The organism is Streptomyces sp. NPDC023481 (assembly GCF_055560195.1).
Genome location: NZ_JBVHJE010000009.1, coordinates 120,002 through 143,972 on the forward strand (window position 1 = coordinate 120,002; position 23,971 = coordinate 143,972).

Genomic DNA, 23,971 nt, shown 5'->3' on the forward strand with positions numbered 1-23,971 from the left:
GTTGTTCAAGTCCGACGCGCCAGGCAGGCGCGCCAGGAGGAACTCATACCCATGCAGCCCCTCATCGACAACGCCCGTTCCTTCGGACAGCGCCCTGAGGAGTTCGCCCAGCTCGCCGCGGGCCAGTCCCCGCAGGTGCTGTTCATCACCTGCTCCGATTCCCGGGTCGTCCCGGCCCTGATCACGGGCGCCCGCCCCGGCGAGCTGTTCGAGCTGCGCACCGCGGGCAACATCGTCCCGCCGTACGCCTCGGCGCACCCCACCAGCGAGGCCGCCACCATCGAGTACGCCGTGGAGGTGCTCGGCGTCCGCGACATCGTGGTCTGCGGCCACTCGCACTGCGGCGCCGTCGGCGCGCTGGTGCGCGGGGACGACCTGACCGCCGTACCGGCCGTGCGCGACTGGCTGTCCTCCGCCACCCCCCGCCCGGCCGGCGCGGCCGAGGACCCGGAGGTCGCCGAGGGCGTACAGGCCCACGTCCTGACCCAGCTGCTGCGCCTGCGCTCGTACCCGTGCGTGGAGCGGAAGTTGGCGGAGGGTCGGCTGGGCCTGCACGCCTGGTACTACGAGGTGCACACCGGTGGCGTACGGACGCACCGCCCGCAGACCGACACCTTCGAGTCCCTGTGAGCGCGCCGATGACCGACAACCGCACCCTCATATCCCGTTTCCCCCACCTCAAGGAGGACTTCGCCGCCTCCCTGGTGGTCTTCCTCGTCGCGCTGCCGCTGTGCGTCGGCGTGGCCGTCGCCTCCGGGGTCCCGGCCGAACTCGGCCTGGTCACCGGCATCGTGGGCGGCATCGTCACCGGGCTGATGCGCGGCAGCAGCCTGCAGGTGTCCGGTCCGGCGGCCGGCATGACCGTCCTCGTCTTCGAGGCGGTCAAGGAGTTCGGCCTGCCGGTGCTCGGCGTGATCGTGCTCGCCGCCGGCGTGCTCCAGGTGGCCATGGGCCTGCTGCGGCTGGGCCGTTACTTCCGCGCCATCTCCGTCTCGGTCGTCGAGGGCATGCTGGCCGGAATCGGCCTGGTGATCATCGCCGGCCAGCTGTATCCGGCCCTGGCGACCAAGGCGCCCGACTCCGGTCTGGACAAGATCTTCCAGCTGCCCGGCGCGTTCCTCGACGCCCTCGGCGACACCGCCGCCCTGGCCTCCCTCGCGGTGGCCGCGGGCACGGTCGCGGTGATGCTGCTGTGGAAGCGCACCCCGGCGAAGCTGCGTGCGGTGCCCGGTCCGCTCGCCGCGGTGGGCCTCGCCACGCTGGCCGCGTTCGCGCTGGACCTGCCCGTGGCCACGGTGGAGGTGCGGGGCCTGCTCGGCTCGGTCCAGCCGCCGCCGCTGAGCGCCTTCGGCGAGCTGGCCGGCGTCGGGCTGCTCGGCACGATCATCGCGTTCACCCTGATCGCGTCCGCCGAGTCCCTGTTCAGCGCGGCGGCCGTGGACCGGCTGCACTCCGGTCCGCGCACCCAGTACAACCGGGAACTGGTCGCCCAGGGCGCCGGCAACATGGTGTGCGGGGTGCTCGGCGCGCTGCCGATGACCGCGGTGATCGTACGCAGCGCGGCCAACGTCCAGGCGGGCGCCCGCACGAAGGCCTCCCGGGTGCTGCACGGTGTCTGGCTGCTGCTGTTCGCGGCGCTGCTGCCCGCCGTGCTCGCCTACATCCCGATCCCGGCCCTCGCGGGCATCCTGATCCACGCGGGCGCCAAGCTGGTGCCACTGCGGGCGCTGACCGTGCTGTGGCGCGAGCACCGCGGGGAGGCGCTGGTGCTGGCCGCCACGGCCGTCTCCATCGTCGCGGTCAGCATGTTCGAGGGCGTGCTCATCGGACTGGCGCTGGCGGTGGTCAAGACCGCCTGGGAGGCCTCGCACGTCAGGCTGGAGGTCGTGGACAAGGGCGTGGGCCCGGTGGAGGCACACCTGTCCGGGAACGCCACCTTCCTGCGGCTGCCGAAGATCCTGGACAGCCTGGAATCGCTGCCCCAGGACCGCCCGGTCCGGCTCAACCTGTCCGGGCTGCACCACCTGGACCACGCCTGCCGTACCGCGCTGGAGAACTGGGCCGAGCGGCACAGCGCGGTCGGCACGGAGCCGGTGCGGCTGGTCACCGCGGCCTGACCGCCCGCTCGTGGGGCCGGGACACCGGGAACTTTCGGCATCCCGGCCCTACGGGCCTATCGTGGCAACAGCAGACAATCCGGCCTCTGGATGAGGAGGTCACCATGGTCGAGGACCTTGTGGTGGCCGTTGTGGCGGCGGGCTCCGCCGGCCTGGTGTACCTGGCGGCGGCGGCCCGCGTGGTCAAGCAGTACGAGCGCGGTGTGCTGTTCCGCCTCGGCCGGGTCACCGGGGAGGTGCGCTCGCCGGGCCTGAACCTGATCGTCCCCTTCGTGGACCGGCTGCAGAAGGTCAACATGCAGATCGTGACCATGCCGATCCCGGCCCAGGAGGGCATCACCCGGGACAACGTCACCGTCCGGGTGGACGCGGTGGTCTACTTCCGGGTGGTCGACGCGACGAACGCCCTGCTGAAGGTCGAGGACTACCGGTTCGCGGTCTCGCAGATGGCGCAGACCTCGCTGCGGTCCATCATCGGCAAGAGCGACCTGGACGACCTGCTGTCCAACCGCGAGCAGCTCAACCAGGGTCTGGAGCTGATGATCGACAGCCCGGCGGTGGGCTGGGGCATCCAGGTCGACCGGGTCGAGATCAAGGACGTCTCCCTGCCGGACACCATGAAGCGGTCGATGGCCCGCCAGGCCGAGGCGGACCGCGAGCGCCGGGCCCGCATCATCAACGCGGACGCCGAGCTGCAGGCCTCCAAGAAGCTCGCCGAGGCCGCCCAGCAGATGGCCGACACCCCGGCCGCGCTCCAGCTGCGGCTGCTCCAGACGGTGATGGCGGTGTCGGCCGAGAAGAACTCCACCCTGGTCCTGCCCATCCCGGTGGAGCTGCTGCACTTCCTGGAGCGGGGCGCCCAGCAGGCGCTGCCGGAGCAGGAGCGCAAGCCCGCCGCGCACACCGACGGCGGACCACACTCCGGCTGACGGGCACCCGGAGCCGCCCCCGGCCCGCCTACCAGGAGGCCTACGAGCCGGCCCTGGAGCGCTGCGCCGCGCCCTGCGCCCCCTGGTAGCTGGTCCCGGCGAACCGCAAGTGGCAGCGCAACCGGGCGGTCGGCCGGCTGCTGCTGGACCATCTGCGGGGACCGGACCCGCGGTATCCGCAGGCGGACCTCGACATGGCGGACTGCCGGGAGCGGCTGCTGAGCCAGACGTGACCTGGGCAGACGTGGGCCGGGCCGGCCGGGGTACCCGGCGGGCATGCGCGAACAGCGGAAGGTCACCGATTCGTACTGGCTGCGGACCGCCCCCGGGCCGGCCCACCCCGCCCTGGACGGCGATCTCGTCGTGGACGTGGCCGTCGTCGGCGCGGGCATCGCGGGCCTGAGCACCGCCCACGAGCTGGCCCGGGCGGGGCGGCGGGTGGCGGTACTGGAGGCCGGGCGGGCCGCGGCCGGGGTCACCGGCCACACCACCGCCAAGCTGACCGCCCAGCACACCCTGGTCTACGACCGGCTGAGGCGCACCCGGGGACCGGAGGGGGCGCGGCTGTACGCCCGTTCGCAGACGGAGGCGATCGAGCACGCGGCGGCGCTGGTGGAGGAGCTGGGCGTCGACTGCGAGTGGGAGACCAGGGACGCCTACACCTACGTCCGGGACCGGTCGCGGGTGGACGAGGTGCGCGCGGAGGCGGAGGCCGCCCGGGAGGCGGGGCTGCCGGCCTCGTTCACCACGGAGACGGGGCTGCCGTTCCCGGTGGCGGGCGCGGTCCGGGTGACCGGGCAGGCCCAGTTCCACCCGGTCAAGTACCTGCGGGCGCTCACCGCCGACCTGCACGCGCACGGCGGCCAGGTGTTCGAGCACACCCGGGTCACCGGTCTGACGGAGGGCGAGCCGTGCCGGCTGACGACCGAGGGGGGTGCCGTGGTGACCGCCCGGGACGTCGTGGTCGCCACGCACTACCCGCTGTTCGACCGGGCCCTGTTGTTCGCCCGGCTCTCCCCGCGCCGCGAACTGGTGGTCGCCGGACCGCTGGGCGACGGACCGGACCCGCACGGCATGTACATCACCCCGGACGAGAACACCCGCTCGGTGCGTACGGCGCCCTACGGCCCGGACGGGCAGCGGCTGCTCGTGGTCACCGGTGAGCACTTCACACCCGGCACCGGCGACCCGCAGGCCGGCTTCGACCGGCTCGCCGGCTGGGCGGAGGTGCACTTCCCCGGAGTGACCCTGGACCACGCCTGGGCCACGCAGGACAACGAGTCCACCGACACCGTCCCGCTGATCGGCCCGCTGCACCCGGGCGCCCGGCACGTCTACGTCGTCACCGGCTTCGGCGGCTGGGGGCTGAGCGGCGGCATCATGGGCGGGTTGCTGCTGACCTCGCTGATCACCGGCGGGGACTGCGCGTGGCGGGAGCTGTACGACCCGCGCCGGCTGAAGTCGGTGGTGCGCGAGGCGCCGTCGCTGCTGAAGACGCAGGCCGAGGTGGCCAAGCACTTCGTCGGCGACCGGCTGAAGCCGCCGGCCTCGGTGGACGACCTGGCCCCGGGCGACGGCGCGGTGGTCCGTTCCGGCACCGCGCGGCTCGCGGTCCACCGCGACGAGGAGGGTGCCCTGCACGCGGTGTCGGCCCGCTGCACCCACCTCGGCTGCCTGGTCTCCTTCAACCGCGCCGAACGCGCCTGGGAGTGCCCCTGCCACGGCTCGCGCTTCGCCGTCGACGGCTCGGTGCTCCAGGGCCCCGCCGTCAAGCCGCTGGAACGGCGCGACCTGGAGTGACGGGCCTGCAGTGACGGGCCTGCAGTGACGGTCTGGAGCGACCGGCCTGGAGCGACGGGGTCGCCGCCGGGCGGGTGACCCTGCCGCCGCGCCACAAGCTATATCACCACATAAGCAGACTTTCAGTCCTACGTTCGTACGGTGATCCCACGAGTACGCCGTATCGCCGCCGTCTGCGTCCTGGGCGCGGCGCTCACCGCCTGCGGTACCGCGGGCGGCGGGCGCCCGGCCCCCGCCGCGTCCTCCGCCTCCGCGTCCCCGTCCCCCACCGGGCCGCCCGTGCTCGCGCCGGGCCCCAGCGGGCTGACCCCCGTCTTCGAGCACGGCCCGCGCGACCGGGGCAAGATCGTCGCGCTCACCTTCGACGCCGACATGACCGCCGACGAGGGCCCCCGCGCGGCCTCCGGCGAGCACTTCGACAACCCCGGTCTGATCGGTGCCCTGCGGGCGCTGAAGGTGCCGGCGACCGTGTTCATGACCGGCCGGTGGGCCGACCAGTACCCGGCCGAGGCCCGCGACCTGGGCCGAGACCCGCAGTTCGAGGTGGCCAACCACTCCTGGAGCCACTACGCCTTCACCGCCGACTGCTACGGCCTGCCGACCGTCGACCCCGACGGGATGCGGGCCGACGTGCAGCGGGCGTACACCTCCCTGCGCAACGCGGGCGTGCCCAAGGCGATGCCGTACTTCCGCTTCCCCGGCGGCTGCTACGACCAGCGGGCGCTGCGGGCGCTGAGCGGGCTCGGGGTGACCGCGGTGCAGTGGGACGTGATCAGCGGGGACGCGTTCGCCACGGACGCCGACGCGGTGGTCAAGCAGGTGCTCGACGGGGTCAGGCCCGGGTCGGTGGTCGTCATGCACTGCACCCGCAGCGCCGCCCCGACCACCGAGCGGGTCGTCCGCACGGTCGTACCGGAACTGCGCAAGCGCGGCTACCGGTTCGTGAAGGTCTCCGACCTGATCGCCCGGACGACCAGGTCCCGCTGACCGACGAGGACCACCGCAGCGCGTTGATCGGACCGCTCGCGGCTTCGTAGGCTGGGGTCCCGTGAGCCATCTTCCCGCCCCCACCGCCGACAGCCCCTTCCAGTCCGCGCGCGGTCCCCGCGACGAGGCACCGCAGTTCGTGCTGCCGCTCGTCGTACGCATCGAGCGCGACGCCCCGCCGGCCCGTACCGACGCGCTGGAGACGGCCGCCCGGGCCGTCCTCGTGCTGCTCGGCGACGACCGGGCGCACGGCGACGGCGAGTGGGCCGAGGCGGTGCGCGACTGGGAGGACGCCCGCATCCGCAAGGTGGTCCGGCGGGCCCGCGGCGCCGAGTGGCGGCGCGCCGGGGCACTGCCCGGGATCACGGTGACCGGCACGTCCGCCGAGGTCCGCGTCTTCCCGCCGATCCCCCTCGACGGCTGGCCCAAGGACCTGGCCAAGCTCCAGGTGTCGGGCACCGAGCTGGACGACCCGGAGCCGCCGCGGCCCGCCGACCCGGCCGCCGGGCCGGTGCTCTGGCTCAACCCGGAGCTGGAGATGTCGGCCGGCAAGGCGATGGCCCAGGTCGGCCACGGCGCCCAACTGGCCTGGTGGGCCCTGTCCCCCGCGCAGCGCACCGCGTGGCGCGAGGCCGGCCACCCCCTCACCGTCCGCACGGCCTCCCCCGCCGACTGGCCCCGGCTCACCACCAGCACGCTGCCGCTGGTCAGGGACGCCGGCTTCACGGAGATCGCCCCGGGTTCCTGCACGGTCGTCGCCGACCATCCCGCACTGCGCCGGCCCTGATCCACGGAGAACCCGGCGCCCGGCCGAACCTCAAATGTTGCTCTGAACGCGTCACGGACGGGGTTCGGGGGTCGGCGGTGGGGCCATACCTTCGTCACTCGGCGCAGGGGCGCGAGGCGAGGCAGGGGGAGACGGTATGCGGCGGCTGGGGACCGGGATCGGATGGCGGCCGGAGATCGCGGACGCCGTGGAGGCCATGGCGGGCATCGACTGGGTGGAGGTCGTGGCGGAGAACGTCTGTCCCGGCCACCTCCCCGAGTCGCTGCTGCGGCTGCGCGAGCGCGGGGTGACGGTGGTCCCGCACGGGGTCTCCCTCGGTCTCGGCGGTGCCGACCGCCCCGACGAGGAGCGGCTGACGGCGCTCGCCGAACGGGCGGAGGCCCTCGGTGCGCCGCTGGTCACCGAGCACATCGCCTTCGTCCGGGCGGGCGGCGCGCTCACCGCCTCCCCGCGTCTGGAGGCCGGCCATCTGCTGCCCGTGCCACGCACCCGGGACGCCCTGGACGTGCTGTGCGAGAACGTCCGTATCGCCCAGGACGCGCTGCCCGTGCCGCTGGCCCTGGAGAACATCGCCGCGCTGTTCTCCTGGCCCGGCGAGGAGCTGACGGAAGGGCGGTTCCTGGCCGAACTGGTCGAGCGGACCGGCGTACGGCTGCTGATCGACGTGGCGAACCTGCACACCAACCACGTCAACCGGGGCGAGGACCCGGCCGAGGCGCTGGCCGCGCTGCCCCTGGAGGCGATCGCCTACGTCCATGTCGCCGGCGGCTTCGAGCGCGACGGCGTCTGGCACGACAGCCACGCGCACCCCGTGCCGCGCCCGGTGCTCGACATCCTGACCGGTCTCGCCGAGCGGGTCGCGCCGCCGGGGGTGCTCCTGGAGCGGGACGAGAACTTCCCCGCACCGGGCGAGCTGGAGCGGGAGCTGGACGCCGTCCGGGAGGCGGTGGCGGCCGGACGCGGGCGAGCGGTGGACCGTACCGCGGCGAGGCGTACGGCGGTGGAGCGTACGGCGGTGAGGGCGGCCGTCGGTGCCGGGGCCGGGGGTGTCGGTGTGCTGGCGCGGCCACTGGCCGGGGCGCGCGAGCGGGTCGCGGTGGCCCAGACCGCCGTGCTGTCCTCGCTGGTGGCGGGGACGCCGGTGCCGGAGGGGTTCGACCGGGTGCGGATGGGGGTGCAGGCGCGGGCGCTCGCCGCCAAGCGGGCGGGGGTGGTGGCGAAGGTGGCGCCCGAGCTGCCGGTGATCCTCGGAGACGGGTACCGGGAGGCGTTCCTGCAGTACGCGCGGCAGCGGCCGATGCGCGGGGGGTACCGGCAGGACGCGCTGGACTTCGCCGGGCATCTGCTGAAGCTGGGGCGGCCGGGGGACGCGCGGGCCCGCCGGGAGCTGCGGGAGTGGTGGCTGGACCGCTCCGGCCCGGCGCCCCGGAAGCGGGGGCTCGTGCAGCGGGTGCTGCGGCGCCGGGTCTGACGGGGTGGCCACGGCGGGACGTTCCGGGGCAGGGAAGGACCGCGCGGGCAGCCGAGCCGTACCGCGCCCGGAACCCCGCTCCCGCCCCCGGTAAAATGCCAACCCCGCACCCACCCCCAGCACATCCCCGGCGTGCGGTGCAGGAGGCACCATGCGACCGCGTCCCCCGATCACCGGCCGAGGCATGTTCAGCGGCACCGGTCTCGTCATCACCGCCCTGGCCGCCACGGTCGTCGCGCTGCTGGTCCCGCTCTGGTCGTACGCCGGCCGGCCGGACCCGGCGAGCGCGAGCGTGCTGAGCGCGCAGACGGTGACGACGCCGTACGGCCCGTTGTCCGCGCAGGACCGGGACTTCGTCATTAAGGTCCGGCTGGCCGGGCTGTGGGAGCTGCCCGCCGGGGAGATGGCGCAGCGCAAGGGGACGACACCGGCCGTCCGCACGGCGGGGCAGCACCTCGTCGACGGCCACACCTCCCTGGACGCGCACGTCCGCACCGTCGCCACCCAGCTCGGTCTGGCCCTGCCCAACGAGCCCAACACGCAGCAGAAGCAGTGGCTGGCCACCCTGAACGCGGCCGAGGGCCAGGACTTCGACCGCCGGTTCGCCGGCCTGCTGCGGCTCGCCCACGGCCGGGTGTTCTCGCTGGTCGCGCAGGTCCGGGCGGCCACCCAGAACTCCCTGGTCCGCGATCTCGCCGACGACGCCAACGCGACGGTCCTGGACCACATCAAGGTGCTGGAGGCGACGGGGTACGTCGACTTCTCCGTACTGGCCGAGGACCTGGCGGCCTCCGCCACCCCGGTGCCGACCCCGCCGGAGGTCGACCCGAGTGCCGCCGTACCGGTCATGCCGTCGGCGACGAGCAGCCCCTGACCGCCGCGGGCCGTCCGGACCGTCCGAACCGTCCGAAGGGACGCTGACCAGCGCGGGAAACGGAACGTCACATACCCGCAACCGTCTGTCCGGATGGTGAAAAGGCATGGCGCCCGCCCGGGCCCCTGGCATACAAACACGTCATGTTCTGGGTCCTTCTCCTGCTCCTGGCCTGGGCTTTCGCCGGGTCCGCCTGTATCCGGCTGTGCCTGGCGGCCGTCCGCTCGGCCACCGTCGACGCACGCACCGCGTCGGCGGACGCGGAGCGCGATCTCACCCTGTACGAGGCGGCCTTCCTCTCCGGCGGCCCCGCCCGGGTCGCCGACGTGACCCTCGTCTCCATGGCCCGCCAGCGCCGGCTGCTGCTCGCGCACACCGGCTGGGCCACGGTCGTGGACCCGCGGGGCCGCGACGAGATGGAGCGGTCGGTCATAGGGGCCATCGGGCCCGAGGGGCAGTCGCGGATCGCTCCGGTACGGGCGCGGGCGGCCGGCGCGGAGGCCGTACGACGGCTGGCGGACGGGCTGGTGCGCGCCGGCCTCGCGGTGCCCGAGGGCACGGGCACGGGCGTGGGGGCGGCCGTCCGGCAGGTGCGGGCCGCCGCGGCGGCCGTGGCCGTGCTGGGCGTGGTCGCGCTGCTGCTGCCCGGGGAGACCGGCACCCCGCGCCTGTTGGTGGGCGCGTGGTTCGCGCTGCCCCTCACGCTGACGCTGAGCTGCCTGGCCATCGCCCGGTTCGAGGTGCACCCGTACTCGCGCTGGGCCTCCCCGGCCGGGCAGCGGCTGCTGAGCGCGCTCGCCGGCGGGCCGGCCGGGGACGAGCGGTCGTTCCTCACCCGCGTCGCCGTACGCGGCATCCGCGCGATCGGCGAACCGGAGCTGCGGGCGGCCTTCACGCACCGTGACCAGCCCTGGCGGGAGTGAGAGCGGTCCCGGGGGGCGCACACGGGGCATTGGCGCCGACACCGGCCGGGTGGTGCTTGCGTTCCCCGACGGCCGAACGAAACATCCCTTGTGTGGTCGCCGGGCCGTGGCAGCCGTGCCATCGCCGCCGCACCGAAGGGATACGCGATGAAAGCTGCCGCCCTCTACACGGCCGCCGGTTCCTTGCTCCTGACCACCCTGGCCGCGGCCCCGGCGGGCGGCGCGCCCGGCACCCCGGCGAGGCCGGGCGCCCCCGGGACTGCCGAGCTGCGCGGCACCGCGGTGGCCGTGGCCCGGGCCCGGGCGGCCGGAATCGACTTCGGTCCGTGCGCCGCCGCCGACCTGCCGGACCCGCCGGCCGGGGTGCGGTGCGGCACGGTGACGGTCCCGCTGGACTACGCCCGCCCGGACGGCCGGCAGATCCGGCTGACCGTCAGCCGGGCCCCGGCCACCCGGAAGGACCCGCGCAACAGCAAACGGAAGGTCCCCCGCCAGGGCGCCCTGGTCTACAACCCGGGCGGTCCCGGCGCCTCCGGCATGTACTTCCCGCTGATCGGCGCGGTCCCGGCGTGGAAGCGGATCGCCGCCGCCTACGACCTGATCGGCTACGCCCCGCGCGGGGTGGGCCGTTCGGCACCGCTGTCCTGCGAGGACCCCGGGCGTTTTCTGAAGGCGCCCACCGCGTCCCCGGTGCATCCGTCGCAGGCGTACAAGCGGCAGCGGATCGCCGGGGCGAAGGCGTACGCGCGCGGCTGCGTCCAGCGGTCGGGCACCGAGGTCCGGTTCTACAACTCGCTGAACAACGCCCGGGACCTGGACGTGCTGCGGGCCGCGCTGGGCGAGCACCGGCTGACCTTCATGGGGGCGTCGTACGGCACCTACTTCGGAGCGCTGTACGCGGCGATGTTCCCCTCGCACGTGCGGCGCATGGTGCTGGACTCGGCGGTGAACCCGGACCCGGAGCGCATCTGGTACCGCAGCAACCTGGACCAGTCGGCGGCGTTCGAGGAGCGCTGGGCGGACTTCCGGGACTGGATCGCCCGGCACGACGACGTGTACGGGCTCGGCGCCACGTCCGCCGCGGTGCAGCGCGGCTACGACACCGCGCGCGAGCGGCTGGCCGCGAAGGCGGCGGGCGGGAAGGTCGGCCCCGGCCAGCTGCAGAACGCGTTCCTGACGGCCGGGTACTACGACGACTTCTGGCCGAGCCGGGCCGCGGCCCTGTCGGCGTACCTGCACGGCGACCCGGAGCCGCTGGTCCGGCTGGCCGCGCCGAGCCCGGAGACGGCCGCCGGGGCGGAGAACGCGAGCGCGGTGTACACGGCCGTGGAGTGCAACGACGCGCCCTGGCCGACGGACTTCGCGGTGTGGGACCGCGACAACACCCGGCTGGCCCGGGTGGCACCCTTCGAGACCTGGGACAACGCGTGGATGAACCTGCCGTGCGCCTACTGGCCGGTGCCCCGGCAGCGGCCGCTGGACGTGCGGACCGGGCCCGGTGAGCTGCCGCCGGTGCTGATCCTGGCGGCCGAGCGGGACGCCGCCGCCCCGTACCAGGGGGCGCTGGAGACGAGCCGGCGGCTGGCCGGCTCGGTGCTGGTGACCGAGCGGGACGCGGGCACGCACGGCGTCGGGGGCGGGCCCAACGCGTGCGTCAACGGGTACCTGGACGCATACCTCCTGGAGGGCCGCGTCCCGGCGCGGCACGCGTCGTGCGCGCCGCGCCCCGAGCCGGTCGCCACCGGCGGCCCGGCCGGCCCGCAGGCCCGGCGGGACGGCCTCAAGGGCAAGGCCGACCGCCGCTGAAACGCCCCGCGCGCCCCTTGGGCGCTGCCCCGCCGGGCAGGGGTCAGGCCAGGCCCGCCACCAGTTCGCCGAGGTCCTTGCGGCGGCCCGTGAAGAACGGGACCTCCTCGCGGACGTGCATCCGGGCCTCGGAGGCGCGCAGGTGGCGCATGAGGTCGACGATGCGGTACAGCTCGTCGGCCTCGAAGGCCAGGATCCACTCGTAGTCCCCGAGGGAGAACGAGGCGACCGTGTTGGCGCGCACGTCGGGATAGCCGCGGGCCATCTTGCCGTGGTCGGCGAGCATGCGGCGGCGGTCCTCGTCGGGCAGCAGGTACCAGTCGTAGGAGCGCACGAAGGGGTAGACGCTCACGTAGTTCCGGGGCGTCTCGTCGGCGAGGAACGCCGGGATGTGCGCGCGGTTGAACTCCGCCGGGCGGTGCAGCGCCATGTTCGACCAGACCGGCTCCAGCGCACGACCGAGCTTCGTGCGGCGGAAGAGGTTGTACGCCTCCTGGAGCTGGTCGCTGGTCTCGGCGTGCCACCAGATCATCAGGTCGGCGTCGGCGCGCAGGCCGGAGACGTCGTAGGTGCCGCGGATCGTCACGTCCTTGGCGGCGAGCTGGTCGAACAGCTCCTGGACCTCGTCGGCGTATCCCGCGCGGTCCTCGGGGAGCACGTCCTTCAGCCTGAAGACCGACCACAGGGTGTAGCGGATGACCTCGTTGAGGTCCTTGGCCAGCTTGCCCTTGTTCGGGATCCTGCCGGACTCGGTGGTGGGGGCGTCGTCACTCATGGTCCCTATTCTCCCGCTCCGCGGTGCAGGCTCTGCACCGGGTCGGCTGTCGGTTCCCGGACCGCGCCCGGGTCGCCGCCGAGCCGGTCCACCGCCGCGTACGCGCTCGCGATGCACGCCGGGATGCCGACGCCGTCGTACTGCGCGCCGCACACCGCGAGCCCGGGGAGCTTCGCCACCTGCTCGCGGATGCGGGCCACGCGCGCGTGGTGCCCGACGGGGTACTGGGGCAGGCCGTCGGTCCAGCGGGTGACCCGGGCCTCCAGGGGCACGGCGTCCAGGCCGGTGGCCTCCCGCAGGTCCTGCCGGGAGACCTCCACCAGGCCGGCGTCGTCCCGGCCGAGCACCTCCGTCTCGCCGTGGCGGCCGACGGAGGTGCGCAGCACCAGCACGTCCGGGTCCTGGTCGGCGATCCAGCCCCACTTGTGGGAGGCGAAGGTGGCGGCCTTGATGGTGCGGCCGTCGACGGGCGGCACGAGGAAGCCGCTGCCCTCGGGCAGGCGCAGTCCGGCGCGCCGGTAGGCGAGGGTGACCAGGGCCATCGAGGCGTACTCGACGGCGGCCAGCTCGGCCGCGGCACCCGGGGACTCGGCGCGCAGCAGCGCGGCGGCGGCCGGGGCGGGTACGGCGACGATCACGGCGTCGGCGTGCAGCACGCGCTCGCCCGCGGTGATCCGCCAGCCGCCGGCCGCCTCCCGGCGCAGCTCCCGCGCGGGTGTCCCGGTGAGGATGTCGCCGCCCCGCGCGCGCACGGAGTCGGCGACCGCGAGCGGCAGCCGGCCGATGCCACCGTCGATGCCCGTGAACACCGGCCCGGTCTGCTGCTGCCCGGCGGTCCTGGCCTGGATCTCCCGGACGCCCTCGGTGAGGGAGGTGTGGGCCCGCGCGGCCTGGAAGAGCTGCGGGACGGCCGAGCGCATCGAGATGCGGTACGCGTCGCCCGCGTACACCCCGCCGAGCAGGGGTTCCACCAGCCGGTCGACGACCTCGCGGCCGAGCCGGGCCGCCACGTACTCCCCCACGGCCACGTCGTCGCCGATCTCGGTGCGGGGCAGGTCGGCGTCCCGCTCGATGCGGGCCAGGCCCGCGTCGGAGAGCAGGCCGGACAGCGCGGCGGCGGTGCCGGGCACGCCCATCACATGGCCCTTGGGCATGGGCCGCAGGGCGCCCCGGGTCCAGATCGAGGCGGTCGCGGTGGCCGGCGGCTGGAGCGCCTCGCCCAGTCCCGCCTCGCGCGCGAGCGTCACCGCCTCGGGGCGGCGGGCGAGCATGGACTCGGCGCCCAGGTCGACCCGCACGCCGGCGATCTCGCCGGGCAGCAGCTTGCCGCCGACCCGGTCGCCGGCCTCCAGCACGGTCACCCGCGCGCCGCGCCCCAGCAGCCGGTGCGCGGCGGCCAGCCCGGCGATGCCGGCCCCGATCACGACGACGTGCCCCAGGCCCCTACCCGTTGTGCTCATGTCCCCCACTGTCTCAGACCCCACCGACAACGCCGCCGGGGCCCGGTGACCGGCACGGGCACGGGCACGGGCCGGGCGGCGTCGAAACCGCCGCGCCCCGTAGCGTGTACGCATGAGCATGAACGCGGGGCGGGACGGCGGGGAACGGCTGGTCGTGATCGGCGGGGACGCCGCGGGCATGTCCGCGGCGTCGCAGGCGCGGCGGCTGAGGGACCCGGGGGAACTGGAGATCGTGGCCTTCGAGCGCGGCCACTTCACCTCGTACTCGGCGTGCGGTATCCCGTACTGGGTGGGCGGCGAGGTCTCCGGACGGGATCGGCTGATCGCCCGGACACCCCAGGAGCACCGTGCGCGCGGGATCGATCTGCGGCTGCGGACCGAGGTCACGGAGATCGACGTGCCGGGGCGGCGGGTACGCGCGCGTGACGTCGATTCCGGCGCCGAGTCCTGGACGGCGTACGACAAGCTCGTCATCGCCACCGGCGCCCGGCCGGTCCGCCCCGACCTGCCCGGCGCGGACGCGCCCGGTGTGCACGGAGTGCAGACCCTGGACGACGGCCAGGCCCTGCTGGACACGCTGACCGGGACGTCCGGCCGCCGGGCGGTGGTCGTGGGGGCCGGGTACATCGGCGTGGAGATGGCGGAGGCGCTGATCAACCGGGGCTTCGCGGTGACGGTCGTCAACCGGGGCCGGGAGCCCATGTCGACGCTCGACCCGGACATGGGCCGGATGGTGCACCAGGCCATGGAGGGCCTCGGTATCACCATGGTGAACGACGCGGAGGTCACCAAGGTCCTCACCGGCGAGGACGGCCGGGTCCGCGCGGTGGCCACCGAGGACGCCGAGTACCCGGCGGACGTGGTGATCCTGGGCATCGGCGTCCGCCCCGAGACCTCGCTGGCCCGGGCGGCCGGGCTGCCGCTCGGCCCCCATGGCGGACTGCTCACCGACCTGGCGATGCGGGTGCGCGGGCACGAGGACATCTGGGCGGGCGGCGACTGCGTGGAGGTGCTCAACCTGGTCTCCGGGCAGGTGCAGTACGTCCCGCTCGGCACCCACGCCAACAAGCACGGGCAGGTCATCGGCACCAACGCCGGCGGCGGCTACGCCACCTTCCCCGGTGTCGTGGGCACGGCGGTCAGCAAGGTCTGCGACCTGGAGATCGCCCGCACCGGCCTGCGCGAGAAGGACGCCCGCCGGGTCGGCCTGCGCTACGAGGCGGTCACCGTCGAGTCGACCAGCCGGGCCGGCTACTACCCCGGCGCCGCCCCCATGACGGTCAAGATGCTCGCCGAGTCCCGCACCGGCCGGCTGCTGGGCGTGCAGATCGTCGGCAGGGAGGGCGCGGCGAAGCGGGTCGACATCGCGGCGGTGGCGCTCACCGCGCAGATGACGGTGGAGCAGATGACGGCCCTGGACCTGGGCTACGCCCCGCCGTTCTCACCGGTGTGGGACCCGGTACTGGTGGCGGCGAGGAAGGCGACGGCGAAGGTACGGGCCGCCCGGTAGGCGCCGCCTAGGCGGTCCCGCTGATCCGTGGCAGGGAGGTCACCCCGGAGGTGACCGCGGGGGGCTGTTCGGCGGCGGGCTTGGCGTGGGTGGCGGACGGGCGGGTGGAGCGCAGGCGGTAGCTCACCGCCTCGTCCAGGGTCACCGGCCGCTGCATCTGCGCGGCGAGCCGGCCGGCCTCCTGGCCGAGCCGTGCCACGTCCTCCCAGGGCAGTCGTACCACCACGGACAGCTCGGCCTCGCCGTCGGGCAGGGCGTGCATCGCCGGAACCTGCGGAGCGTTCGTCATCGCCTGATCCTCACGTCGGTTGAGCACACATACGGGCGCCCGCCCGGTCGCGTTCACCGATTCGCGGCCCCGATCGCGGGCAGTACTCCTGTGTGGTCATCCCCGTCCATGACGTGAACCCGGTGCGCCGCACCCCCTGGGTGACGTACGCCCTGATCGCCGCCAACGTGCTGGTGTTCCTCACCATGCCCGGCACGGCCGGTGCCGTGGCGGGCGGCGGCAGGCTGGCCCGGCTGTGCGACCTGCAGGCCTTCATGGACCACTACGCGGCGGTCCCCCGGGAGCTGATCCACCATCAGATGCCCCGGCTGGTCCCGACCGGGGACGTCGGCGTCGGCCCGCACGGCCCGGGCTGTGTCGTGGCACCGCCCGCCTACGACAAGTCGCCGGCGCTGTCGGTCCTCACGGCGATGTTCCTGCACGGCGGCTGGCTGCACCTGCTGGGGAACATGCTCTTTCTGCTGATCTTCGGCAACAACGTCGAGGACCGGATGGGCCACATCCGCTATCTCGTCTTCTACGTCGTCTGCGGCTACGCGGCCGGCTACGGCTTCGCGCTGCTCAACGCCGGTTCCAGTGACCCGCTGATCGGCGCGTCCGGCGCGATCGCCGGGGTCCTCGGCGCCTACCTGGTGCTGTACCCGAAGGCCAGGGTGTGGGTGCTGGTGCCGTTCCTGGTGTTCCTGCCGCTGCGGCTGCCGGCCTGGCTGGTGCTGGGCTTCTGGTTCGGGCTCCAGGCGGTGTACTCGTCCGGGCACGGGGTGTCCGGCGCGGGCACGGTGGCGTACGCGGCGCACGTGGTCGGCTTCGTGGCGGGCATGCTGCTCGCCTGGCCGCTCAAGCCGGGCACGCCTCCCCCGCCGGAGCCGCCCGGCCTGCTGTTCGGCAGGCGCGCGCGGCCCCACTACTCCTGGTGAGCCGGCCGGCGGCTCAGCGCGCGGTGGCGGTGTGGACGTACTCCACGAGCCGGGTCAGCGCGTCCGGGTCGGTGTTCGGCATGACGCCGTGGCCGAGGTTGAAGACGTGGCCCTCCAGGCCGGCGGCGGCGTCGAGCACCTCGCGGGCCTTGGTGGCGACGGTGTCCTTGTCGGTGAACAGGACGGTCGGGTCCAGGTTGCCCTGGAGCGCCTTGCCGGGGCCGACGCGGCGGGCGGCCTCGTCCAGCGGGACGCGCCAGTCGACGCCGACGACGTCCGCGCCGGCCTCGCCCATGAGCTTCAGCAGCTCGCCGGTGCCGACGCCGAAGTGGATGCGCGGGACGCCGTACCCGGCGACGGCGTCGAAGACCTTCGCGGAGGCCGGCAGGACCGAGGTGCGGTAGTCGGCGGGGGCCAGGGCGCCGGCCCAGGAGTCGAAGAGCTGGACGGCGCTCGCGCCGGCCTCGATCTGGACCTTCAGGAAGGCGGCCGTGATGTCGGCGAGCCGGTCCAGCAGGTCGGCCCAGAGTTCGGGGTCGCCGTACATCATCGCCTTGGCGTTCTCGTACGTGCGCGAGGGGCCGCCCTCGACCAGGTAGCTCGCGAGGGTGAACGGCGCGCCGGCGAACCCGATGAGCGGGGTGGCGCCCAGTTCGCGGATGAGCAGGCCGATGGCCTCGGTGACGTAGGAGACGTCCTCGGGGGTGAGGTCGCGCAGCCTGGCCAGGTCGGCGCGGGTGCGGATCGGCTGCTCGACGACCGGGCCGACGCCGGGCTTGATGTCGAGGTCGATGCCGATGGCCTTCAGCGGGACGACGATGTCGCTGAAGTAGATCGCCGCGTCCACGTCGTGCCGGCGCACCGGCTGCAGGGTGATCTCGGTGACCAGCTCGGGCCGCATGCAGGACTCGAGCATCGGGACGCCCTCGCGCACCTTGCGGTACTCGGGCAGGGAGCGGCCGGCCTGGCGCATGAACCACACGGGGGTGTGCGGCACGGGCTCGCGCCTGCACGCCCTGAGGAAGGCGCTGTCGTGCGTCGCTGTCGGCTGCGGGGTGTCATTGGCGGTCACGAGGCAAGTTTCGCATGCCCCCGGAGCGGCCCCCGCCGTCCGGGGCCCGCACGGCCCCCCGCCTCACCGGGGGTGTCTTGCCCTGCACGACGCCCTGCTTCCCCTTACTCTTCCCCGCATGGCTGCGGCTCACGGACGAAGGTCGGACAGCGCTGATGGCGCGGGCGAAGCGAAGGACACCGAGGAGGCGGACGGGCACCCCGGTGTCCCGGGTCCGCCGGCTTTCCGCACCGCGGTGGAGGCCCTGCGCGGCAGCCGGCTGCGGCCGCAGGTCGAGGTGGAGCCGACGCCCGCCCCGCAACGGCTCGCGCCGTACGCGTACGCGCTGGAGGCGGTGGTGGTCGACGGCGAGCAGGAGCTGGCCGACGGGCGGCTGGTGCTGCTGCACGACCCGGCCGGGCACGACGCCTGGCGGGGCACGTTCCGGCTGGTGACGCTGGTGCGGGCGGAGCTGGAGCCGGAGATGGCGGCCGATCCGCTGCTGCCCGAAGTGTGCTGGTCGTGGCTGACCGGGGCGCTGACGGCGCGCGGGCTGGGCTACGGCGAGCCGAGCGGCACGATCACGCGGGCCGGCTCGCACTACTTCGGGGGTCTCGCCGAGCGGCCGCCGGCCTCGCAGATCGAGATCCGGGCGTCCTGGACGCCCCGGGAGGGCCTGGGCGGGGTGCCGGACACCGCCGCGCACCTGACCGCGTGGTGCGATCTGCTGGCGCAGGTCGCGGGGCTGCCGCCGGCCGGGCCGGGGGACGCGTCGGTGGTGAGCCTGCCGCAGCGCAGGGGCCCCCAGTCCCGCTGAGTGGTCGCCGCGAAACGCCCGATTGACCATCTCTTTGTCGATACGGCCACTTTCCGCACTCGAATCGCATCCGCTCGAACCGACTCGATCTTCGGATGATCGATCGCGTGTCCGAATTGCACAGATTGTTACTCACTAGATCGTGATCATTCTCTAAAGGCGGACGAGTTTGCTGCCGAAGACGACTGTGACCTTGAAAGCACGGTTCGTCCCGGCTTCCTCCCCACAAGCCGGCCCCGTCCCCCACCCAGGAGGCCTGGTGTCCGTTCTCCTAGAGCAACCCGCAAGCCTGGTCGCCTACCGCCCGAACAAGCCGACCGCCATGGTGGTCGTGGCCGACCCGCGCGTCCGCTCCACCGTCACCCGCCACCTGTGGGCGCTCGGAGTGCGCGACGTCATCGAGGCCTCGTCCATCGCGGAGGCTCGTCCCCGCATCGGCAACCCCCGCGACATCTGTGTCGCCGACGTCCACCTGCCCGACGGCTCCGGCCTCACCCTGCTGTCCGAGACCCGCGCCGCGGGCTGGCCCAACGGACTGGCGCTGTCCGCCGCCGACGACATCGGCGCGGTCCGCAACGCGCTGGCCGGCGGCGTCAAGGGCTACGTCGTCACCGGCACCCGCACCAACATCGGCCTCCCCAGCCGCCCCGGCGCCTCGCCCCTGGGCGCCGCCGCCCGCATGCACCGCCGTCCCCCGGGTGCCCCGAGCCACCCGGGCGGCTACCGGGAGCTGTCCGGACGGGAGGTCGAGGTGCTGCGGCTGGTCGCGGAGGGCCAGTCGAACAAGGCGATCGGCGTGTCCATGGGCCTGTCCGCCCTCACCGTGAAGAGCCACCTCGCCCGCATCGCCCGCAAGCTCGGCACGGGCGACCGGGCCGGCATGGTGGCCGTCGCCCTGCGTACGGGCATCATCCACTGAGCCCACCCGCACCCCCTTTCGGCGGAACCCGCCGCTCACCCGGGTGAACCGGACCGTGCCCCGGACTGACTGGTTTACGACCCCGGCGCGCCCGTCGACGGAACGTTCCGTCGACGGGCGCCGTCCACACACGGATACCCTTGACAGGTGACCGACGCCCAAGACACCGCAGCAGACAGCTCCCTGCGCACCACCGGAGGCACCCCTCCGGACGACGCCGGATCTTCTGTGACGGGGGCGCCGACTCCTTTGCTCGAACCGCGCGAGGGCGTTCCGCCGGTGATCGCCGACGACGCGGCCCTCGCGCAGGTGATCGCCGCCTTCGCCGCCGGAACCGGCCCCGTCGCCGTGGACGCCGAGCGCGCCTCCGGCTACCGCTACGGCCAGCGCGCCTACCTGGTGCAGCTGCGCCGCGAGGGCGCCGGCACGGCGCTGATCGACCCGGTGGCCTGCCCCGACCTGTCCGGACTCGGCGAGGCCCTGTCGGACGCCGAGTGGGTGCTGCACGCGGCCACCCAGGACCTGCCCTGCCTGCGCGAGATAGGCATGGTTCCCAGCCGCCTGTTCGACACCGAGCTGGCCGGCCGGCTCGCCGGGTTCCCCCGGGTCGGTCTCGGCGCCATGGTGGAGGGCGTCCTCGGCTACGTCCTTGAGAAGGGCCACTCCGCCGTCGACTGGTCGACCCGCCCGCTGCCCGAGCCCTGGCTGCGGTACGCGGCGCTCGACGTCGAGCTGCTCGTCGACCTGCGGGACGCCCTGGAGAAGGAGCTGGACCGGCAGGGCAAGCTGGAGTGGGCGCTCCAGGAGTTCGACGCGATCGCGTCCGCCCCGCCGGCCGAGCCCCGCAAGGACCCCTGGCGCCGCACGTCCGGGATGCACAAGGTGCGGCGGCGCCGGCAGCTCGCCGTGGTGCGCGAGCTGTGGCAGACACGGGACCGGATCGCCCAGCGCCGGGACGTGTCGCCGGGGAAGGTGCTGAGCGACGCCGCCATCGTGGAGGCCGCGCTGGCCCTGCCGGGCAGCGTCCACGCCCTGGCCGCGCTGGGCGGCTTCGGACACCGGATGGGGCGGCGGCAGCTGGAGCAGTGGCAGGCCGCCGTCGACCGGGCCAAGGCCCTTCCCGACAGCGCGCTGCCGCAGCCGGGGCAGCCGGTGACCGGTCCGCCGCCGCCCCGGGCGTGGGCCGACAAGGATCCGGCCGCCGCGGCCCGGCTGTCCGCCGCCCGGGCGGGGGTGTCCGCCCTCGCCGAACGGCTGAACATGCCCCAGGAGAACGTGGTCGCCCCGGACACCGTGCGGCGGATCTGCTGGGAGCCGCCGAAGGTGGTCGACGCCGACTCCGTCGAGCGCGCGCTCACCGGGCACGGCGCGCGGCCGTGGCAGGCGCAGCTGGTCACCCCGGTGCTGGTGGACGCGCTGGCGGCACAGGGGGCCTAGGCGCGGCGGGGGGCGTGCCTCACTTGGTCGCTCCCCGCATGAAGCCGTTGTAGACGAACCGCTGGAGTGCGAGGAAGACGATCAGGGTCGGCAGGATCACCAGGACCGTGCCCGCCGAGATGACCTCCCAGTGGGCGCCGTAGGGGCCGCGGAAGCGGAACAGGGACGTCGAGATCACGCCAAGATCCTGGGAGGGCATGTAGAGGAAGGGGATGTAGAAGTCGTTGTAGACGGCGATCCCCTTCACGATCACCACCGTGGCGGTCGCCGGTTTCAGCAGCGGCAGGATGATCCGGCGGTAGATGGTGAACGCGTTCGCGCCGTCCAGCCGGGCCGCCTCGTCCAGGGAGACGGGGATCGAGCGGATGAACTGCAGGAAGATGTAGATCGAGACGATGTCCGTGCCCATGTAGAGCACGATCGGCGCCCAGCGGGTGTCGAACAGGCCGAAGCCGGTCACGATCTGGAAGGTGGCCACCTGGGTGGTCACTCCGGGGACCAGCGCGGCCAGCAGGAACAGGGCCACCACCAGCTTCTTGAAGCGGAAGGTGAACCGGTCGATGGCGTAGGCCGTCATCGAGCCGATCAGGACCGTGCCGCCGATGGCGAACACCACGATGAAGAGGGTGTTCCCGAACGCGCCGAGCATCCGGCCGTCCTGGAAGGCGGTCACGTAGTTGTGCAGGTTCAGCGGGTTCTCGGGCGGGGTGAGGGCCCCGCTGCCGTCGGTCATCTCCCGGGAGGACTTCAGGGAGGTGAGCAGGACCACGGCCAGCGGGAGCAGGACCACGAGCGTGGCGGCGACCAGGCTCGTGTAGACCAGGACGCGGGCGGCGACGCGGCGGGTCATACGAGGTCCACCCGGTCGTCGGGGACGAGCCGACGCTGCAGCCAGGTCACCGCCAGGACGATCAGCAGCAGGACCACGGCGGCCGCCGAGGCGAGGCCGGTCTTGTTGTACTGGAAGGCCAGCTTCACCGACTGGGTCACGAAGGTCTCGGTGCCGGTCGCGCCGCCGGTCATGATGTACGGCACCTCGAAGACCGACAGGGAGCCCGAGACGGACAGGATGACCGTGAGGGTGACGACCGGTTTGATGCCGGGGGCGATGATGTGGCGGAACTGCTGCCACCGGCCGGCTCCGTCCAGCTCGGCCGCCTCGTACAGCTCGCCGGGGATGGACTGGATCGCGCCGAGGAACAGCACGAAGTTCAGGCCGAGGTAGCGCCACACCGAGACGCCGGCCAGTGAGGTGTTCGCCGAGAACGGGCTGCCCAGCCAGGCGTGGTCGGAGTGCACGCCGAACAGGCCGAGCACGGTGTCGAGGGTGCCGCCGTCCTGGAAGAAGTAGAGGAAGACGAAGCCGATCGCCACGCCGTTGATCAGGGACGGGAAGAACAGCACGCCCTTGAAGAAGTTGCGGAAGCGGACCTTGAAGCTCAGGACCGTCGCGAAGTAGAGCGCGGCGACGATCTGCACGACGGACGCGGTCAGGTAGTAGCCGCTGACGAAGAAGACCTCGAAGAGGTCCCGGCGGGTGAAGATCTCCGCGTAGTTGTGGGCGCCGGTGTAGTGCAGTTCGGGGCTGACGCCGTCCCAGTCGGTGAAGCTGTACGCGACCATGTTGACGATCGGCGCGTAGGTGAAGGTGATCAGGAAGGCGAGCGGGGCGAGCAGGAACAGCCAGGGGGTGAGGGTGCGCCACCGCATCAGGACCCCGCCCTCTTCGCCGCCGCGGTCCACTTGCGGCCGAGGTCGTCCAGGAAGCCGTCGAGGGTGCCGCCGCGGGCGCCGCGCGCGAGGTCGACCAGCTTCTGGCGGTAGTCGGGGGCGTTGATGCCGACCTCGGACTCGGAGTCGATCTGCTTGACCCGGGCGCCGGCCGTGTCGTCCAGCTCGATCAGCTTCACGCCCGCGTCCTCGTACGGCTTGAGGACGCTCGGCAGGGGCGCGTCCTTCAGCGGGGAGACCGCCAGGTTGTCCCTGTCGTAGCCGGACTTGTCGGTGAACCAGTCGATCCAGGCGCGGGCCGCCTCCTTGTGCGCGGAGTGGACGTTGACGGCCTGGTTGTAGTCGGGGCCGACCACCGCGCAGAACTTCCCGCCGACCTGGGCCGGGAAGGGCATGAAGCCGATGTCGTCGGGGCTTCGGCCGGCCTGCTCGGCGGCGTCCCGGAACTGGATGACCGCCCAGGTGCCGAGCCACTCGGTGGCGACCTCGCCCTTGGCCAACCGGCCCTTGGACGCTTCCCAGTTGGTGGTGGTCGGGTCCTTCTCGGCCAGGCCCTGGTGGACGATGTCGTACAGGAGGGTGTCCCCGACGCGCAGGTCGGCGCCCGCGGCCCACGGGTCGCCCTCGGCGAGTTTCGTGGTGGCGCCGGTGTCGCAGTGCACGGAGCCGTTGACGGAGGTCCAGGAGGTCAGCGGCCAGCCGGCGGCGAAGTTGGTGTAGTAGGGGACGGCGCCGGTCCTGTCCTTGACCGCCTTCAGCGCGGTGAGGAACTCGGCGGGCGTGGTGGGCCACCGGGTGATCCCGGCCTGCTTCCAGACGCGCTTGTTGTAGACGAAGCCGGGGGTCACGCCGATCGGGCTCTGCCCGTACACCTTGCCGTCGACGGTGGTGAAGTCGGTGAACCGGTACTTCTTCGCGCGCTCCGCCCGGGTGCCGAGCGAGGCGAAGAACCTCGGGTAGTCGCTCTTCTTGATGACGCCGGGGATCATCAGGACGTCACCGTAGTTCTCGGTGTTCATCCGGATCTTGACCTCGGACTCGTAGTCGGTGAGGGCCTGGAACTTCACCTTCACCTTCGGGTACGTCCGGTTGAACGCGGCCGCGTAGCGGTCCATCGTGCCGTCCTGTACGAGGTCGGTGCGCTGGGTGAGGACCGTGATGGTGCCGCTCACCCGGGCCGGGTCGGTGGGTGCCTCGGCGTCGGCGCCCCGGGTGGAGCCCGCGGTGCCGGTGCAGCCCGCGAGCAGGAGGGCGCCGGCGGCCAGGACCGTGGAGAGGGTCGTGCGGCGGTTCATGTGCATCAGCTCCGTTCGTGAAGTGACGGACGAGCACGTGCGGGGTTGGCTGGTTCCGCACTCTGACAGCGCTTTC

22 protein-coding genes are annotated in these 23,971 nt (G+C 73.5%); 15 read left to right on the forward strand and 7 right to left on the reverse strand.

The window, feature by feature from the left end:
- The first annotated feature begins 51 nt into the window (after nucleotides 1–51).
- The 10 genes from ACZ3ZD_RS19365 (at nucleotide 52) to ACZ3ZD_RS19410 (ending at nucleotide 11,694) form a co-directional block, all read left to right on the forward strand.
- On the forward strand, nucleotides 52–630 hold the full coding sequence (locus ACZ3ZD_RS19365) for a carbonic anhydrase (protein WP_467398683.1): 579 nt from the start codon (nucleotides 52–54) through the stop codon (nucleotides 628–630).
- An 8-nt stretch (nucleotides 631–638) separates the two neighbouring features.
- Nucleotides 639–2,117, forward strand: a complete 1,479-nt coding sequence (locus tag ACZ3ZD_RS19370; RefSeq protein WP_467398686.1) for a SulP family inorganic anion transporter — start codon at nucleotides 639–641, stop codon at nucleotides 2,115–2,117.
- A 104-nt stretch (nucleotides 2,118–2,221) separates the two neighbouring features.
- On the forward strand, nucleotides 2,222–3,046 hold the full coding sequence (locus ACZ3ZD_RS19375; RefSeq protein WP_467398689.1) for a slipin family protein: 825 nt from the start codon (nucleotides 2,222–2,224) through the stop codon (nucleotides 3,044–3,046).
- A gap of 276 nt (nucleotides 3,047–3,322) precedes the next feature.
- Nucleotides 3,323–4,846, forward strand: a complete 1,524-nt coding sequence (locus ACZ3ZD_RS19380; protein WP_467398691.1) for an FAD-dependent oxidoreductase — start codon at nucleotides 3,323–3,325, stop codon at nucleotides 4,844–4,846.
- A 141-nt stretch (nucleotides 4,847–4,987) separates the two neighbouring features.
- Nucleotides 4,988–5,833 (forward strand): polysaccharide deacetylase family protein, encoded by an 846-nt coding sequence (locus ACZ3ZD_RS19385; RefSeq protein WP_467398694.1) that lies wholly within the window; start codon nucleotides 4,988–4,990, stop codon nucleotides 5,831–5,833.
- Nucleotides 5,834–5,894: 61 nt separating this feature from the next.
- Entirely contained in the window at nucleotides 5,895–6,620 is a 726-nt protein-coding gene (locus ACZ3ZD_RS19390) for a peptidyl-tRNA hydrolase (RefSeq protein WP_467398695.1), read from the forward strand.
- Between the two features lie 136 nt (nucleotides 6,621–6,756).
- Nucleotides 6,757–8,091: an MbnB/TglH/ChrH family RiPP precursor modification enzyme gene (locus tag ACZ3ZD_RS19395; RefSeq protein WP_467398697.1), complete on the forward strand. Its 1,335-nt coding sequence runs from the start codon at nucleotides 6,757–6,759 to the stop codon at nucleotides 8,089–8,091.
- A gap of 151 nt (nucleotides 8,092–8,242) precedes the next feature.
- On the forward strand, nucleotides 8,243–8,965 hold the full coding sequence (locus ACZ3ZD_RS19400) for a DUF4142 domain-containing protein (RefSeq protein ID WP_467398700.1): 723 nt from the start codon (nucleotides 8,243–8,245) through the stop codon (nucleotides 8,963–8,965).
- Between the two features lie 143 nt (nucleotides 8,966–9,108).
- Nucleotides 9,109–9,888 carry a TIGR04222 domain-containing membrane protein gene (locus ACZ3ZD_RS19405; protein ID WP_467398702.1) on the forward strand — a complete coding sequence of 260 codons (780 nt, stop codon included), beginning with the start codon at nucleotides 9,109–9,111 and terminating at the stop codon, nucleotides 9,886–9,888.
- Nucleotides 9,889–10,035: 147 nt separating this feature from the next.
- Complete coding sequence (locus ACZ3ZD_RS19410) at nucleotides 10,036–11,694, forward strand: alpha/beta hydrolase (protein ID WP_467398705.1); 1,659 nt, start codon at nucleotides 10,036–10,038, stop codon at nucleotides 11,692–11,694.
- A gap of 43 nt (nucleotides 11,695–11,737) precedes the next feature.
- On the opposite strand, the gene hemQ is transcribed toward ACZ3ZD_RS19410, so the two are convergent.
- The gene (hemQ, locus tag ACZ3ZD_RS19415) at nucleotides 11,738–12,469 is read right to left on the reverse strand and encodes a hydrogen peroxide-dependent heme synthase (RefSeq protein WP_467398707.1); all 732 of its coding nucleotides are present in this window, start codon (nucleotides 12,467–12,469) and stop codon (nucleotides 11,738–11,740) included.
- Between the two features lie 5 nt (nucleotides 12,470–12,474).
- Nucleotides 12,475–13,929 carry a protoporphyrinogen oxidase gene (gene hemG / locus ACZ3ZD_RS19420; protein WP_467398710.1) on the reverse strand — a complete coding sequence of 485 codons (1,455 nt, stop codon included), beginning with the start codon at nucleotides 13,927–13,929 and terminating at the stop codon, nucleotides 12,475–12,477.
- Nucleotides 13,930–14,041: 112 nt separating this feature from the next.
- On the opposite strand from hemG, the gene ACZ3ZD_RS19425 reads away from it, so the two are divergent.
- Nucleotides 14,042–15,439 (forward strand): FAD-dependent oxidoreductase, encoded by a 1,398-nt coding sequence (locus tag ACZ3ZD_RS19425; RefSeq protein WP_467398712.1) that lies wholly within the window; start codon nucleotides 14,042–14,044, stop codon nucleotides 15,437–15,439.
- 7 nt (nucleotides 15,440–15,446) lie between these two features.
- On the opposite strand, the gene ACZ3ZD_RS19430 is transcribed toward ACZ3ZD_RS19425, so the two are convergent.
- Nucleotides 15,447–15,728: a hypothetical protein gene (locus ACZ3ZD_RS19430; RefSeq protein WP_467398715.1), complete on the reverse strand. Its 282-nt coding sequence runs from the start codon at nucleotides 15,726–15,728 to the stop codon at nucleotides 15,447–15,449.
- Between the two features lie 92 nt (nucleotides 15,729–15,820).
- On the opposite strand from ACZ3ZD_RS19430, the gene ACZ3ZD_RS19435 reads away from it, so the two are divergent.
- Nucleotides 15,821–16,645, forward strand: a complete 825-nt coding sequence (locus tag ACZ3ZD_RS19435; RefSeq protein ID WP_467398717.1) for a rhomboid family intramembrane serine protease — start codon at nucleotides 15,821–15,823, stop codon at nucleotides 16,643–16,645.
- A 13-nt stretch (nucleotides 16,646–16,658) separates the two neighbouring features.
- On the opposite strand, the gene hemE is transcribed toward ACZ3ZD_RS19435, so the two are convergent.
- Nucleotides 16,659–17,717, reverse strand: a complete 1,059-nt coding sequence (gene hemE, locus ACZ3ZD_RS19440; protein ID WP_467398719.1) for a uroporphyrinogen decarboxylase — start codon at nucleotides 17,715–17,717, stop codon at nucleotides 16,659–16,661.
- A 118-nt stretch (nucleotides 17,718–17,835) separates the two neighbouring features.
- On the opposite strand from hemE, the gene ACZ3ZD_RS19445 reads away from it, so the two are divergent.
- The 3 genes from ACZ3ZD_RS19445 to ACZ3ZD_RS19455 all read left to right on the forward strand — a co-directional run bounded on the left by ACZ3ZD_RS19445 (nucleotide 17,836) and on the right by ACZ3ZD_RS19455 (nucleotide 20,869).
- Nucleotides 17,836–18,513, forward strand: coding sequence for a DUF3000 domain-containing protein (locus tag ACZ3ZD_RS19445; RefSeq protein WP_467398721.1), 678 nt, complete (start codon nucleotides 17,836–17,838; stop codon nucleotides 18,511–18,513).
- Between the two features lie 259 nt (nucleotides 18,514–18,772).
- Complete coding sequence (locus tag ACZ3ZD_RS19450; protein ID WP_467398724.1) at nucleotides 18,773–19,432, forward strand: helix-turn-helix transcriptional regulator; 660 nt, start codon at nucleotides 18,773–18,775, stop codon at nucleotides 19,430–19,432.
- 147 nt (nucleotides 19,433–19,579) lie between these two features.
- The gene (locus tag ACZ3ZD_RS19455) at nucleotides 19,580–20,869 is read left to right on the forward strand and encodes a ribonuclease D (protein WP_467398726.1); all 1,290 of its coding nucleotides are present in this window, start codon (nucleotides 19,580–19,582) and stop codon (nucleotides 20,867–20,869) included.
- A gap of 19 nt (nucleotides 20,870–20,888) precedes the next feature.
- Here the strand turns inward: ACZ3ZD_RS19455 and ACZ3ZD_RS19460 are convergent, their stop codons facing one another.
- From ACZ3ZD_RS19460 to ACZ3ZD_RS19470, 3 genes are read right to left on the reverse strand one after another with little or no spacing between them, the layout of a single operon-like run.
- Nucleotides 20,889–21,719 carry a carbohydrate ABC transporter permease gene (locus ACZ3ZD_RS19460; RefSeq protein WP_467398727.1) on the reverse strand — a complete coding sequence of 277 codons (831 nt, stop codon included), beginning with the start codon at nucleotides 21,717–21,719 and terminating at the stop codon, nucleotides 20,889–20,891.
- Nucleotides 21,716–22,579, reverse strand: coding sequence for a carbohydrate ABC transporter permease (locus ACZ3ZD_RS19465; protein ID WP_467398730.1), 864 nt, complete (start codon nucleotides 22,577–22,579; stop codon nucleotides 21,716–21,718). The genes ACZ3ZD_RS19460 and ACZ3ZD_RS19465 overlap by 4 nt, the downstream gene beginning before the upstream one ends.
- Nucleotides 22,579–23,895, reverse strand: coding sequence for an ABC transporter substrate-binding protein (locus ACZ3ZD_RS19470; protein WP_467398732.1), 1,317 nt, complete (start codon nucleotides 23,893–23,895; stop codon nucleotides 22,579–22,581). The genes ACZ3ZD_RS19465 and ACZ3ZD_RS19470 overlap by 1 nt, the downstream gene beginning before the upstream one ends.
- Nucleotides 23,896–23,971: the final 76 nt, after the last annotated feature.